The sequence below is a fragment of the Pseudomonas entomophila genome, assembly GCF_029478665.1.
Taxonomy (GTDB): domain Bacteria; phylum Pseudomonadota; class Gammaproteobacteria; order Pseudomonadales; family Pseudomonadaceae; genus Aquipseudomonas; species Aquipseudomonas entomophila_F.
Genome location: NZ_JARPQB010000043.1, coordinates 1 through 13,253, shown reverse-complemented (window position 1 = coordinate 13,253; position 13,253 = coordinate 1). Strand labels below are relative to the sequence as shown.

Annotated in this window: 12 protein-coding genes, 1 pseudogene and 1 CRISPR repeat array; of the genes and pseudogenes, 7 read left to right on the top strand and 6 right to left on the bottom strand. The window is 62.7% G+C overall.

The annotated features are described in order from the left end of the window. The first annotated feature begins 109 nt into the window (after window positions 1-109). The 4 genes from csy1 to cas6f are packed head-to-tail and all read left to right on the top strand — an operon-like array spanning window position 110 to window position 4,029. Window positions 110-1,435, top strand: coding sequence for a type I-F CRISPR-associated protein Csy1 (gene csy1 / locus P5705_RS20090; protein ID WP_277462687.1), 1,326 nt, complete (start codon window positions 110-112; stop codon window positions 1,433-1,435). Further along, window positions 1,428-2,405, top strand: a complete 978-nt coding sequence (csy2, locus tag P5705_RS20085; RefSeq protein ID WP_277462686.1) for a type I-F CRISPR-associated protein Csy2 — start codon at window positions 1,428-1,430, stop codon at window positions 2,403-2,405. Before csy1 ends, csy2 begins: the two co-directional genes overlap by 8 nt. Window positions 2,406-2,436: 31 nt before the next feature. Next, the gene (csy3, locus tag P5705_RS20080) at window positions 2,437-3,462 is read left to right on the top strand and encodes a type I-F CRISPR-associated protein Csy3 (protein WP_277462685.1); all 1,026 of its coding nucleotides are present in this window, start codon (window positions 2,437-2,439) and stop codon (window positions 3,460-3,462) included. A 3-nt stretch (window positions 3,463-3,465) separates the two neighbouring features. Beyond that, entirely contained in the window at window positions 3,466-4,029 is a 564-nt protein-coding gene (gene cas6f / locus P5705_RS20075) for a type I-F CRISPR-associated endoribonuclease Cas6/Csy4 (protein WP_277462684.1), read from the top strand. Between the two features lie 130 nt (window positions 4,030-4,159). Further along, window positions 4,160-5,750: a CRISPR direct-repeat array (repeat unit 28 nt; unit sequence GTTCACTGCCGTGTAGGCAGCTCAGAAA). Window positions 5,751-6,094: 344 nt separating this feature from the next. Here the strand turns inward: cas6f and phnE are convergent. Genes phnE through P5705_RS20055 form a run of 4 tightly spaced genes read right to left on the bottom strand, consistent with a single transcriptional unit; the run spans window position 6,095 to window position 9,325 of the window. Beyond that, window positions 6,095-6,862 (bottom strand): phosphonate ABC transporter, permease protein PhnE, encoded by a 768-nt coding sequence (gene phnE / locus P5705_RS20070; RefSeq protein WP_277462683.1) that lies wholly within the window; start codon window positions 6,860-6,862, stop codon window positions 6,095-6,097. Beyond that, window positions 6,859-7,686, bottom strand: a complete 828-nt coding sequence (locus P5705_RS20065) for a PhnE/PtxC family ABC transporter permease (protein ID WP_277462682.1) — start codon at window positions 7,684-7,686, stop codon at window positions 6,859-6,861. The genes phnE and P5705_RS20065 overlap by 4 nt, the downstream gene beginning before the upstream one ends. After that, window positions 7,680-8,474: a phosphonate ABC transporter ATP-binding protein gene (locus tag P5705_RS20060; protein ID WP_277462681.1), complete on the bottom strand. Its 795-nt coding sequence runs from the start codon at window positions 8,472-8,474 to the stop codon at window positions 7,680-7,682. The genes P5705_RS20065 and P5705_RS20060 overlap by 7 nt, the downstream gene beginning before the upstream one ends. Continuing rightward, window positions 8,471-9,325 carry a putative selenate ABC transporter substrate-binding protein gene (locus tag P5705_RS20055; RefSeq protein WP_277462680.1) on the bottom strand — a complete coding sequence of 285 codons (855 nt, stop codon included), beginning with the start codon at window positions 9,323-9,325 and terminating at the stop codon, window positions 8,471-8,473. The genes P5705_RS20060 and P5705_RS20055 overlap by 4 nt, the downstream gene beginning before the upstream one ends. Before the next feature lie 150 nt (window positions 9,326-9,475). On the opposite strand from P5705_RS20055, the gene selD reads away from it, so the two are divergent. Both selD and mnmH read left to right on the top strand, forming a co-directional pair. Next, window positions 9,476-10,510, top strand: coding sequence for a selenide, water dikinase SelD (gene selD, locus P5705_RS20050; protein ID WP_277462679.1), 1,035 nt, complete (start codon window positions 9,476-9,478; stop codon window positions 10,508-10,510). Then, window positions 10,510-11,622, top strand: coding sequence for a tRNA 2-selenouridine(34) synthase MnmH (gene mnmH / locus P5705_RS20045; RefSeq protein WP_277462678.1), 1,113 nt, complete (start codon window positions 10,510-10,512; stop codon window positions 11,620-11,622). The genes selD and mnmH overlap by 1 nt, the downstream gene beginning before the upstream one ends. 250 nt (window positions 11,623-11,872) lie before the next feature. Here mnmH and P5705_RS20040 read toward each other — a convergent pair whose 3' ends face one another. Then, window positions 11,873-12,259 carry a lysozyme inhibitor LprI family protein gene (locus P5705_RS20040; RefSeq protein ID WP_277462677.1) on the bottom strand — a complete coding sequence of 129 codons (387 nt, stop codon included), beginning with the start codon at window positions 12,257-12,259 and terminating at the stop codon, window positions 11,873-11,875. A gap of 145 nt (window positions 12,260-12,404) precedes the next feature. Between P5705_RS20040 and P5705_RS20035 the strand changes: the two genes are divergently transcribed. Next, complete coding sequence (locus P5705_RS20035) at window positions 12,405-12,872, top strand: DMT family transporter (protein WP_277462676.1); 468 nt, start codon at window positions 12,405-12,407, stop codon at window positions 12,870-12,872. 183 nt (window positions 12,873-13,055) lie between these two features. On the opposite strand, the pseudogene P5705_RS20030 reads toward P5705_RS20035, so the two are convergent. Further along, window positions 13,056-13,253: pseudogene (locus P5705_RS20030) on the bottom strand (hypothetical protein); the annotation flags it as partial.

Here is a 13,253-nt window from a genome sequence, read left to right as displayed (position 1 = left end):
CTAAATGGCACTACTCGTGAATAGCAGGTAAGACTGCTCAAAAACATTCCAGCCTTACCCAGGCTGGTTCACAACAAACTGCCAAGCTGGCAATGAGTCAGAGTTTCTTATGGAAGAAAAACTCACACGATCAAGCTTATTCCGCAGCACCATCACCCGGTTCATCACCGACCGCCGCGACACCAAGCTCAACGGCAAGGACGACCCGGTCACCGCTGCCAAGTACGAGTACTCGACCTGGCTCGCCGACGCCGCCCGGCGCGTGACACAGATCCAGGCCGTGACTCATGTACTCAAGGCAACCCACCCAGACGCCCGTGGCAGCAGCCTGTTCGTCGATCCGAAATCACTCCCCTCCCATGAGGAAGTCGGTAGCCACTCATTGGGCAATCAATACGCCACGGACATTGTCGGCAACGCTGCCGCACTGGACGTCTACAAATTTCTCAAACTGCAGGTCGAGGATCGTACGCTACTCGACTGGCTGCAGCACGACGATCCCGATCTGCTGAGTGCACTAACGCCCGATGTCGAACAGGCGACGGCATGGGCTGCAGCCTTCAAGGGCCTGGTACGCCAAGGTGAGTCGGTGGTTTCCCATGAAAAAGCCAAGCAGCTGTACTGGTGTGTAGGCGACGACCCAACACAGGCAGCCTCATTCCATTTGCTGCAACCACTGTTTCCCAGCAGCCTGGTGCATGCCGTGCACGCAGAGATCAACGATGCGCGCTTTGGTGAAGCCAACAAGCTCGCCCGGCAAGCGCGACGCAACAACGAAGAACACGGCGACACTTACCGCGAGTACCGTGAACTCGTCGCACGCAAGCTGGGTGGCACCAAACCGCAGAACATCAGCCAGCTCAATAGCGAACGAGGCGGAGTGAACTACCTGCTTGCCTCCCTTCCCCCCACCTGGAAATCCCTGGCACTCAAGCCGTTGCTGTCGGTCGACTGCGCATTTTCACGCTTCCATCGCTTCGACGGCGTACAGCGCCAGCTGAATGCTCTGTATGGCTATTTTAAGGAAGAACCCGCCGCAGACTTCGCCACTCGCAAACGCCTCGACCGTATTCAGCGAGCACTCGGCCTTGCCCTGAATGCGTTCGGGTTGAACATCCGCACCCAACTCCCTGCCGGCTGGACCCGCACCCCGGAATGCCACCTCCCCCTGTGTGAACAAGTTTGGCTGGATCCCGGCCGTGCGAGCCTGGAAATTCGCGCAAACTTCACGGAGGAGGATCTGGCGTTTCAACGAATGGTCGAGCAGCAAACCTGGCCAGATGAGGTTGCAAAACACTTTGCGCTCTGGCTCAACAATTTACTCCGGCATAAAGGCTTCCCGGTCAGCGATACGGAGCACTTCCATTGGGCCCGTAAAGCGCTCGAGCACACCCTAGGCTTCACAGCCCGTCAGAAGGAGGCCAGCCGTGTCTGAACTTGCAAAACTGGAGGCACTTCTGGTTCTGCCTCACTTGCGCATCCAAAACGCTAATGCCCTCTCCAGCCCACTGACTCACGGCTTCCCGTCCATAACGGCATTTACTGGGCTGATGTGCGCGCTGGAGCGCAAGGCACGTGCGGCAGGCATCGACTTGAGGTTCCCGGCAGTTGGCGTCGTCGTCCACCAACACGAAGAGCAGGCCAGCTCGGACCGCTATGTAAAAGCCCTGCACCTCACACGCAACCCGAATGACCGCAACGGCACCCCCTCTCCAATCATCGAAGAAGGTCGGATTCATTTGGAACTCACGCTGTTGCTGGGCGTGAAGGGGGCTGCGCTGGATGATCCTGCCCAAGCTAATACACTCGCCCGAAAGCTTTCGGGCCTGCTCCACTCCCTGCGACTCGCAGGTGGCAGTTTCGTACCGTCAATACAACCAGATGACGATCTGACACCTTACTTCATGCCCCTCAGTGGCAGTGAAGACGACCGCCAGGAAGTGTTTGCAAGCACTGCGCCCAATTGGCTGCCCGGCTTCACACTGGTCGAACGCCATGACCTGTTGAGGCAACGGCAAGACGAACTGCAAAACTCACAGCAGGGCTCCACTGCCTTGGATGCACTTCTGTCACTGGCACGAATCAATTGGCGAGCCGGCGAACCCGATGCAAGCGGCAAGACAGCCTGGAGTAATGACCGCCAGGGTCTCGGCTGGATCGTACCCATCCCGGTTGGATTTGGCGCGCTGACGCCTTTGCTACCTGCAGGTTCGGTACTCAATGCACGTGACAGCGATACACCGATGCGAATGGTGGAGAGCCTCTACAGCATCGGTGAATGGCTGAGCCCTCACCGCCTGGAGTCGGTAGAGCAACTGCTCTGGTACCCGACTGCCTGTGTGGAAAGCGGTCTCTATCGCTGCCGAAACGACTACCAACCCGACATCGAATACAACTTCGACTGAAGCCGTCATCTCATTACAGAAGGATTTGCCAATGACCACTGACACCCTCAAGACCGCCTCCGTTCTGGCTTTCGAGCGCAAGCTCGACCCGTCCGACGCGCTGTTCCATGCCGGCAGTTGGGAGAAACGTGACACTTGGGTGCCGATTGCGGTACGTGAAAAGTCCGTGCGCGGCACCATTTCCAACCGCATGAAGACCAAGGACCTGGACCCCGCCAAGCTGGATGCCGAAGTACAGAAACCAAACCTGCAAACTATTGATGTCGCCACCCTGCCCCATGACGCCGATACCCTTCAGGTTTCGTTCACCCTGCGGGTACTGGGCAGTATCGACCAACCGTCAGCCTGTAACGACGCGGCTTACCGGCACAAACTTCAAGCAACCGTGAAAGGTTATGCCGAACAGAACGGCTTCAACGAGCTGGCCTATCGCTACGCCTGCAACCTGGCCAACGCCCGCTTCCTCTGGCGCAACCGTATTGGTGCCGAGCAGGTCGAAGTCAAGGTGGAACAACTGGTGGACGGCCAAGCCAGGGAAACCTGGACCTTCGACGCCCTCAGCCTGTCCCTGCGCCATTTCGACAGCCATGGCAACAATGCCACGGCGTTGAGGGCGCTGGCCCAGATCATCAGCAACGGTCTGCTCGGTGAGCAGCATGTGCTGCTGCGCATTACCGCACTCGCCCGCCTGGGTGCCGGCCAGGAAGTGTTCCCATCCCAGGAACTGATCATGGACCGCGGCCGTGGCGACAAGAGCAAGACCCTGTACACCGTGAGCGGCATTGCCGGGCTTCACTCGCAGAAGGTCGGCAACGCCGTGCGCAGCATCGACACCTGGTATGAAGAGGCCGACAGCAACGGTCCGATCGCCGTCGAACCCTATGGGTCGGTCACTACCCAGGGCAAGGCCTATCGTCAGCCGCGCAACAAGAGCAAGGACGACTTCTACTCCCTACTGGACGCCTGGGTACTCAAGGACAAGGTGCCAGCCCTGGAGCAACAGCACTTTGTCATTGCCACCCTGATCCGTGGCGGTGTGTTTGGCGAGGCGGGCTGAACCATGGATCAGTACCTCGAACTGACGCTACTGCCAGACCCTGACTTCCCCCAGGCGATGCTGATGAGCGCACTACTGGCGAAGCTCCATCGAGCGCTGCACCAACTGCAGAGGAGCGATATCGGCATCAGCTTTCCGGAGCATCGCTCAAAACCGCAAACCCTTGGCACGCGCTTGCGCGTACATGGATGCAATGCTGCGCTGGAACAACTGCAAGCGCTTAACTGGCTCACCGGTATGCGCGACCATACTCAGGCCTCAGGCCCTGAACCGGTGCCAGCTGACGCTCGGCATCGCTGCGTCGCGCGCGCGCAGGTCGACAGTAACCCGGAGCGCCTGCGTCGGCGGCTGGTCAAGCGGCACGGCATCAGTGAAGAAGAGGCCTTGCAGCGTATACCGGACAGCAAGCGCAAGCTGAGTGACCTCCCATTTGCACAATTGCGCAGTCACACAACTGGGCAACTGTTCAAGCTGTTTGTGCGCCACGGCCCAATTGTCGATGAACCACAGAGAGGGAGCTTTGGGAGTTATGGCCTGAGTAGCAACGCGACCGTGCCATGGTTCTGACCCTTTTTTCTTGAGTAGGTGGTCACCCACGTAAAATCAATTACTTACAGGGGTGGTCGCGAAAAGGGTATTAGGACATGAACTGAGTTATTCCTTAATCCATTCAGTCAGTTAGGTTGTTTGGGCTCTAGTTCACTGCCGTGTAGGCAGCTCAGAAAATCGGCAACTTCAACTACGGGCGCCCAGAAGAGTTCACTGCCGTGTAGGCAGCTCAGAAAAGGAAGATCAAGCGAGCCTTACGCCAACGCGCGTTCACTGCCGTGTAGGCAGCTCAGAAAAACACCACCTTCCGACTAGCTCCATGGGCTGACGTTCACTGCCGTGTAGGCAGCTCAGAAATCCAACTCTATCGAGTTCGTGCGTGAGAGCGGGTTCACTGCCGTGTAGGCAGCTCAGAAATATGCTCATAAACAGGGCGCACATATCGTCGAGTTCACTGCCGTGTAGGCAGCTCAGAAATGCAGCGCCGCCGAGGACGATGCCGCCATCGGGTTCACTGCCGTGTAGGCAGCTCAGAAATTGCGCAAGGCCTCGTTCTCGACCTTGAGCTGGTTCACTGCCGTGTAGGCAGCTCAGAAAATCCGCCTTGATCGAGGTTGGGCTGGCACTCATGTTCACTGCCGTGTAGGCAGCTCAGAAAAATCATGGGTGCATCCGCCGCGCCACGGTTCAGTTCACTGCCGTGTAGGCAGCTCAGAAAGCATGAAGCCTCAGGGGCCAGTCCTTGAGGATTGTTCACTGCCGTGTAGGCAGCTCAGAAAACCGGCAAGACCAAAGGCTTCTGCTTCAGTCAGTTCACTGCCGTGTAGGCAGCTCAGAAAGCGACCTCGATCTCGCCGGCAGCCTGCCCGATGTTCACTGCCGTGTAGGCAGCTCAGAAAAGGTGCTGGGGCAATATCGAGTACGGCATTCGGTTCACTGCCGTGTAGGCAGCTCAGAAAGTGAAAGGTGGCCTGGCGCCTGCTGATTCGGTGTTCACTGCCGTGTAGGCAGCTCAGAAATGCTCGCGGTCTTCCTCGGTCTTCTGCTCGATGTTCACTGCCGTGTAGGCAGCTCAGAAATGGAGGTATTGAGATGCCGAGTTTCACGTATGGTTCACTGCCGTGTAGGCAGCTCAGAAATGCTGCAACCGCTGATGACGCGCCTGGTCGCCGTTCACTGCCGTGTAGGCAGCTCAGAAAATTGGGTGGGTACGCTAAACGCTATTGCATATGTTCACTGCCGTGTAGGCAGCTCAGAAAGACAAGCGCTTCGGCGGCCCTGACGATCACTGGTTCACTGCCGTGTAGGCAGCTCAGAAATCGACTTCCTCAAGACGCTGTTTGATTGGACCGTTCACTGCCGTGTAGGCAGCTCAGAAAATCGCGCTGACAGGCTTCCGCCTAGACTCGGGGTTCACTGCCGTGTAGGCAGCTCAGAAATGCTCAACCGCTACGGGATCAGCTACTACGCCGTTCACTGCCGTGTAGGCAGCTCAGAAATTCATGATGTCGCGAAGGCATCTCATAAATGGGTTCACTGCCGTGTAGGCAGCTCAGAAAAGCGTCAGTACCTGCCGGGCAAAGCTGCGCGAGTTCACTGCCGTGTAGGCAGCTCAGAAAACCACCAGCACCAGCACCAACATGGCCATGATGTTCACTGCCGTGTAGGCAGCTCGGAAACAGAACACATCCGCGCAGATGCCGGTCACGTTGTTCACTGCCGCATAGGCAGCTCAGAAAACGGCGTAGCTCTAAATCTGGTGCAGAGCATGATCGGGCTGGCTCGTGAACTGTTCGCAGCGAGGGAAATGTGGGTATCGTGCTTCTACCACAACACTGCGGGGTTGCTGTTTTGTCCACAACTGGGCTTCGTGCTATCCAGGATTGAGGAACGGCGGGCACCGGATGGCGGGCGGGTGGCGCTGGTACAAATGAAGCAGGTAGTGGGCTGACGCTTGTGGTGACCACCTGCGTTTTGTGTTGGCTGGATTGTGGCTGCTTTGCAGCCCATCGCCGGTAAACCCGCTCCTAGAGGAATGGGGGAGTGTCAGGTTTTTTGTGTTCGGGCCGGTAACGGCCTGCCGTCAGGCACGCACGAACCACTGGCGCAACACATCGCTCAGCGCATCCACCAACAGCACCAACACCAGCATGACGATGATCACCGTGCTGGCCTGCGCTTCCTGGAACAGGCTCAGGGTCGCGTACAGCATCTGCCCCAACCCACCGGCACCGACAAAGCCCAGCACGCTGGCCATGCGGATGTTGTTCTCCCACCGATACAAGCTGTACGCCAGCAACTGCGGCCACAGATTGGGCAAGGTACCGAAACAGAACGCCGCGACCTGGCTGCCGCCCTGCAAGCGAATCGCTGCGGCCGGTTCCGGTGGCGCGTTCTCCAACGCTTCGGCAAACAACCGCCCCAGCACGCCGGCCGTGTGCAGCGCCAGCGCCAGGGTACCGGCGTTGGGGCCAAGGCCGGCCGCGAGCACGGTCAACGCCGCCCAGACCAGTTCGGGAATCGCCCGCAGCCCATTGAGCAGCAACCGCGCCGCCCCTTGCAGCGGCCAACCAAAGCGGCCTGCGGCGGGCAGCGCCAGCAGCATTCCCAGCACCATCGCCAGCAACGTGCCCAGCCCGGACATGGCCAGCGTCTCCAATGCCCCGCGCCCGACCGCACGCAAGTGCTCGGCGGACAGGTCCGGATGCAGGAAGCGCGCGGCGTACTCGCCCATCTGCGCCAACCCGCCATTACCGACCACCGAGGCCAGGTCGAGCTCCAGGTAGGCGAACGACGCCACCGCCGCCGCCAGGATCGCGACGATCACCAACCCGTTGATCACCCGGTTCATGCCAGCCTCCCACGCAGGAAGCGGCTGAGCAGGTCGGCCAGCATCACCAGCAGCAGGAACGTCAGCAGCATGCTCGCCACCTCGGCGCCAGCGAACATGCGCATCGACAGGTCGATCTGCTGGCCCAGGCCGCCAGCACCCACGAAGCCCATCACCACCGAGGCGCGCACGGCGCATTCCCAGCGGTAGACGGTGTAGGACACCACCTCGGTCGAAGCCTGGGGCAGGATCCCGTAGAAGAACGCGGACAACCGCCCGCTGCCCGCCTGCAACAACGCATGGGCCGGGCGCTGGTCCACCGATTCGAAGATTTCCGCATACACCTTGCCGAGCATGCCGCTGTAGGTGATGGCGATGGCCAGCACCCCGGCCGTCGGCCCCAGGCCCACCGCGCGGACGAACAGTAGCGCCCAGACGATCTCGGGCACGCTGCGCAGGAAGATCAGCAAGCCGCGCACTGGCAGGCGCAAAGTACGCGACCACAACCCCGGGCGCCCCGCGCTCGAGGCCGCTCGCAGCGACAGCGCGCGGCTGGCCAGCAAGCTCGCCGGCACGGCCAGCAACAGCGCCAGGGTCATGCCCGCCGTGGCCACCGCCAAGGTCTGCAGCGTGGCGTCGAGCAGCAGCGTGAGAAAAGCGGCGTCATGGGCCGGTGGCCAGAACGCGCCGACGAAACTGGCCATCTGCTTGCGGTTCTCGGCATGGAACAGCACGCCGGGGTCGAGCTCGCTCAGGTGCAGCCCCGGCCACAGCAGCGCAAGGCAAGCCAGCGTCAACAACAATCTTGGGAGTGCGGCAGGGTCGCGGCGGTCGGCACTCAGCATCTTGGGATCTGCACCAGCACGGTCGCTGTCGGCGTTACCGGCGAGCCCAGTTGCTCATTGGCGTAGAGCGCATCGAGCATGGTTGGGGTGACAGCCTCGGCGGGACAATCGAAGGCGACCTGCCCCGCGCGAATACCAATGATTCTTGGGAAGTGCGCCAGGGCCAGCTCCACCGCATGCAGGCTGGCCACCAACGTCACCCCATGGGCCTGGGCATGACGATTGAGCAACGCCAGGCTGTGGTCGGCGAGCACCGGGTCCATGGCCGAGACCGGCTCGTCGGCCAGCAGCACTTCAGGCCGCTGGTACAACGCGCGGGCGATGCCGACCCGTTGCAACTGGCCACCGGACAACTGCCCGCACTGCACGAACAGCTTGTCGAGCATGCCCAGCTCGGCCAGCACCTCGCGGGCGCCTGGCACATCGCTGGGGTGGATCAGGTTGAGCAGGCCGCGTAGCGTGCCCCACTGCCCCAGGCGTCCGGCCAGCACGGCGGTGACCACGCGCTGGCGGGGCGGCAATGGCGGCGCCTGGTGCACCAGGCCAACCCGCGCCCGCAAGCGCTGGCGAGCGCCGGACGCCAGCGACCAGGGTTGTTTGCCCAGCAGGTCCAGTTGCCCGGCGCTAGGCCGCACGGCGGTGGCCATCAGGTGCAGCAGGCTCGACTTGCCAGCCCCCGAAGGGCCGATGATCGCCACCCGTTCGCCTTTGTCGATGTGCAGGTCCACATTGTTCAGGGCCTGAACCTGGCCATGGCGCAGGCCGGCCCCCTGGAGACGAATACTCACTTGAGCAGGCCGGCCTCGCGCGCGGCCTGTTCGGTGCCCGCGTAGTTTTCCGGCTTGGTTTCGATGAACCGGCTGGCGGCCTGCAGGTCGAGGATCGCCTTGTGCTCGGGGTTGGCCGGGTCAAGCTGCAGGAACGCCTGCTTGATCTTCTCCTTGAGTGCCGGGTCCATGTTGCCGCGCACGGTCCAGTTGTAGTCGAAGTACTCTGGGGTGGTGGCGAAGACTTTCACCTTGCTGGTATCGACCTTGCCGGCGGCGACCAGCTTGTCCCAGACGCTGGCGTTGAGCACGCCGGCATCGGCCTTGCCGGCCTGGACCCAGGCGGCGGTGGCGTCGTGGGCGCCGGAATAGGCGACGCGGCTGAAGTACGCCTCGGGCTTGATGTTGTCGTTCTTGAGCATGAAGTAGCGCGGCATCAGGCTGCCGGAAGTGGACGAGATCGAGCCGAAGGCGAAGGTCTTGCCCTTGAGGTCGGCCAGGCTCTTCACGTCCGGGTTGGCGGTGATGAACTTGGAGGTGAACTTGGCGTCCTGCTCACGCTGCACCAGCGGCGTGGCCTTGGGATCCTTCAGGTGTACCTGGACGAAGGTGAAACCGCCCAGCCAGGCCAGGTCGAGGCGGTCGCTGGCCAGCGACTCGACCACGGCCGGGTAATCCGCCACCGGCACGAACTTTACGTCCATCCCCAGTTGCTTGGAGAGGTACTCGCCCAACGGCTTGAACTTGCGCAGCAGCTCGGTCGGCGCTTCGTCGGGGATGGCGCTGACGCGCAGTACGTCAGCGGCCTGTGCGACAACGGCGCAGCAGGACAGCACGAGGCCGGCAGCCAGTGCCAGTGGGCGTTTGAACATGGGGGTTCTCCGATTCAAGGGCGGGGAAGAAGTCGAGATCGCATCGCGGGGCAAGCCCGCGGCCAATGCGTTGATCGGGGCAAGTATAAGAGGCACAGGCGCAAAGGCCAGCTTTGCTACAATCGCCCATCACGAAAATCCGAGGTGCGTATGAGCGAGCCGATTCGCCTGACACAGTACAGCCATGGCGCTGGCTGCGGCTGTAAGATCTCCCCGAAAGTGCTGGATGTGATCCTCGCCGAGAGCGGCACCCAGGCACTCGACCCCAAGCTGTGGGTGGGCAACGCTTCGCGCGACGACGCCGCGGTCTACGCCTTGGACGACGAGCGCGGCGTGGTCTCGACCACCGACTTCTTCATGCCCATCGTCGACGACCCGTACGACTTCGGCCGCATCGCCGCCACCAACGCCATCAGCGACATCTATGCCATGGGCGGCGACCCGCTGATGGCCATCGCCATCCTCGGCTGGCCGGTCAATGTGCTGCCGCCGGAGGTCGCCCGCGAGGTGATCCGTGGCGGCCGCGCGGTGTGCGCCGAAGCGGGTATTCCGCTGGCGGGCGGCCACTCCATCGACGCCCCCGAGCCGATCTTCGGCCTGGCCGTGACCGGCGTGGTGAGCAAGCGCCACCTCAAGCGCAACGACACCGCCAGCATCGGCTGCAAGCTCTACCTGACCAAGCCGCTGGGCATCGGCATCCTCACCACCGCCGAGAAGAAGGCCAAGCTGCGCGAGCAGGACCAGGGCCTGGCCCGCGACTGGATGTGCACCCTCAACACCCCTGGCAGCCGCTTCGGCAAGCTCGACGGCGTGGCGGCCATGACCGATGTCACCGGCTTCGGCCTGCTCGGCCACCTGGTCGAGGTCGCCGAAGGCAGCGGCCTGACCGCGCGCCTTGAGTTCGACGCCGTGCCGCGCCTGCCCAGCGTCGACTACTACCTGGCCGAGGGCTGCATCCCCGGCGGCACCCTGCGCAACTTCGACAGCTACGGCGACAAGATCGGCGCCCTGAGCGACGACCAGAAGCACCTGCTGTGCGACCCGCAGACCAGCGGTGGCCTGCTAGTGGCGGTCACCCCGGAAGGCGAGGCCGAATTCCTCGCGGTGGCAGGAGAGCTGGGCCTGGCACTGGCGCCGATCGGCGCGCTGGTCGAGCGACAGAGCCACGCGGTCGAGGTGATCTGATGCGCCCCGACTGCACCGACTTCAACACGCTGTTCCTCGACGACGTGCCCATGATGGACATGCGCGCGCCGATCGAATTCACCAAGGGCGCCTTCCCCGGCGCCGTCAACCTGCCGCTGATGAACGACCAGGAGCGGCAGAAGGTCGGCACCTGCTTCAAGCAGCAGGGCCAGGCGGCCGCCATCGCCCTGGGCCATCAGCTGGTCAACGGCGCGCTCAAGCAGCAGCGCCTGGAAGCCTGGGCGGCCTTCGCCCAGGCCCATCCCGACGGTTACCTCTACTGCTTCCGTGGCGGGCTGCGTTCGCAGATCGTCCAGGGCTGGCTCAAGGACGCCGGCATCCAGTACCCGAAAGTGGTCGGTGGCTACAAGGCCATGCGTACGTTCCTGCTGGACACCACGCAACAGGCGGTCGAACAGTGCGACTTCGTGCTGCTGGGGGGCCTGACCGGTACCGGCAAGACCGACGTGCTGCAGCAACTGGACAACGTGTTGGACCTCGAGGGCCATGCCAACCACCGTGGTTCGAGCTTCGGCAAACGCGCCACCGCGCAACCGGCGCAGATCGACTTCGAAAATGGCCTGGCCGTCGATGTGCTGAAAAAGCGCGCACGGGGCATCGGGCAGTTCGTGCTGGAGGACGAAGGGCGCATCGTCGGCAGCTGCACGGTGCCGCTTGGGCTGTACCAAGGGATGCAGCGGTACCCGCTGGTATGGCTGGAAGACGCGTTCGACAACCGCGTCGAGCGCATCCTTCGCGATTACGTGATCAACCTGTGCGCCGAGTTCGTCGCGGTGCATGGCGAAGAGGACGGCCGTCGACTGTTCGCCGAGCGCATGCGCCAGAGCATGGCGAATATCCACAAGCGCCTGGGTGGCGAACGCTTCCAGCGCTTGTCCGAGCTGCTGGGGCAGGCGCTGGGCGAGCAGTTGCGCAGCGGTGACGTGAGCCTGCACCGTGGCTGGATCGAGGGGTTGCTCAAGGAGTACTACGACCCGATGTACGCCTACCAGCGCGAGGCCAAGGCGGGGCGGATCGAGTTTGCCGGGGATGGGGTGGAGGTGCGGGAGTACCTGAAAGCACGGGCACGACGCCAGCACCGCTTCGGCTGATACTTGCCCCTGTAGGAGCGGCTTCAGCCGCGATGCAGGCAACACGGTGCCTGGCACCCGCTTCGCGGGTGATCGCGGCTGAAGCCGCTCCTACAGAGCGATGCAGGCAACACGGTACCTGGCACCCGCTTCGCGGGTGATCGCGGCTGAAGCCGCTCCTACAGAGCGATGCAGGCAACACCGTACCTGGCACCCGCTTCGCGGGTGATCGCGGCTGAAGCCGCTCCTACAGAGAGTAGAGCGCCCCCGTTTACAGCCCGGGGCTGAGCACCCGCTCCAGCTCCGCGGCCCGGTCCTTGCTCATGTCCATCAGGCACATCGCGCCTTCAATGCGGTAGAGGCTGCCGTTGCTCAGTGTGCCGTGGAATGCGCAGTTGCCGTCGCGGTACTTCACCCAGGTACGCTGCACCTCGCGCAGATCCTTCTGTTGCTGAGGTTCAAGCTTGGTCATCAATTGCTTGTACACCCGGTTGAGCCGATCGTCTTGCAGCTTGGTCTCGGCCTGGATGCAGGCGCCCATGGCCAGGGTGCTGGAAGCCTTGTCCATGCATTGGATGTAGGTGGGCGAATAGTCGTCGGCCTGGGCACCGGCCATGGCCAGCAAGGCGGCGGCGCCGATCAGGTGATGCTTGAACATGGCTCTTCCTTATCGCGGGGGAACGCCGCACAGCCTAGCACTGCAACGCTATCCATCACACGAATACAGCCTGTACGGTATTTGAATTTCCATCATCCACGTGGATGGCTGAGACTCGGGCCAGGTACTGAACAGGAGTCAACCCATGCCCGCTACCCTCCTTGCCGCCCTGCCCTTGCTCGTGGCCCTGCTGGCCGGTGCCGCCGTGCCGTTCCAGGCAGGCAGCAATGCCGCCCTTGGGCGCCTGCTGGGCCACCCACTGTGGGCGGCGGGGGTGTCGCTGCTGGTCAGTCTGTTGATGCTGGTGCCGGCCCTGCTGCTGATGCGCGCGCCCGTGCCGCAGGTGCAGCAGCTGGCGAACGCCCCCTGGTGGGCCTGGTTCGGCGGCGTCGCCGGGGTGCTCTACATCACCGCCGCGCTGGTGCTCACGCCACGCCTGGGAGCGGCGGGGTTCATCGTCTGCGTGATTGCCGGGCAGGTGCTTTCGTCGCTGCTGATCGACCAGTTCGGGCTGATGGGGTTGCCGGAGCGACCCGTGAACCTGGCACGCCTGGCGGGGGTGGGGCTGATCGTTGTGGGAATGCTGGTGGTGCAGTGGGGAACGGCGCGCTGAGCCGGTTGCGCCGCAAGCACTTTGCTGCGACACGGTGCATGGCACCGGCTTTGCCGGTGTTCGCGGGTAAACCCGCTCCTACAGGGACCGCGACAACCTCTAGAACGGCACCGCACCTGTAGGAGCCGGCTTTGCCGGCGAAGAGGCCGGTGCCGTCAAGGAATTTGCCGCGCCTGGCCATTGTCACAACGCCCGCGGCTGCTCCGGTGGCGCGATGACCTTGTGCGGTTCGAAACGCAGCGAGGGCATCTGGGTGCCGGCATACAGCGCCGTGCCCAAGGCCGCGATCAACACCACATCCAGCCAGCGCCAGCCCGGTACGTCGGCGGCCGAACGCGCCTTCCAGCACCACCAGGCCTGCCCCACGCAGAACACCATGAA

What these genes read in the sequence shown, in the direction of transcription:
- csy1 (WP_277462687.1), top strand. Translation starts at nt 110, where the DNA reads ATGGAAGAAAAACTCACACGATCAAGCTTATTCCGCAGCACCATCACC.
- csy3 (WP_277462685.1), top strand. Translation starts at nt 2,437, where the DNA reads ATGACCACTGACACCCTCAAGACCGCCTCCGTTCTGGCTTTCGAGCGC.
- cas6f (WP_277462684.1), top strand. Translation starts at nt 3,466, where the DNA reads ATGGATCAGTACCTCGAACTGACGCTACTGCCAGACCCTGACTTCCCC.
- phnE (WP_277462683.1), bottom strand. Translation starts at nt 6,862, where the DNA reads ATGAACCGGGTGATCAACGGGTTGGTGATCGTCGCGATCCTGGCGGCG.
- P5705_RS20065 (WP_277462682.1), bottom strand. Translation starts at nt 7,686, where the DNA reads ATGCTGAGTGCCGACCGCCGCGACCCTGCCGCACTCCCAAGATTGTTG.
- P5705_RS20055 (WP_277462680.1), bottom strand. Translation starts at nt 9,325, where the DNA reads ATGTTCAAACGCCCACTGGCACTGGCTGCCGGCCTCGTGCTGTCCTGC.
- selD (WP_277462679.1), top strand. Translation starts at nt 9,476, where the DNA reads ATGAGCGAGCCGATTCGCCTGACACAGTACAGCCATGGCGCTGGCTGC.
- mnmH (WP_277462678.1), top strand. Translation starts at nt 10,510, where the DNA reads ATGCGCCCCGACTGCACCGACTTCAACACGCTGTTCCTCGACGACGTG.
- P5705_RS20040 (WP_277462677.1), bottom strand. Translation starts at nt 12,259, where the DNA reads ATGTTCAAGCATCACCTGATCGGCGCCGCCGCCTTGCTGGCCATGGCC.
- P5705_RS20035 (WP_277462676.1), top strand. Translation starts at nt 12,405, where the DNA reads ATGCCCGCTACCCTCCTTGCCGCCCTGCCCTTGCTCGTGGCCCTGCTG.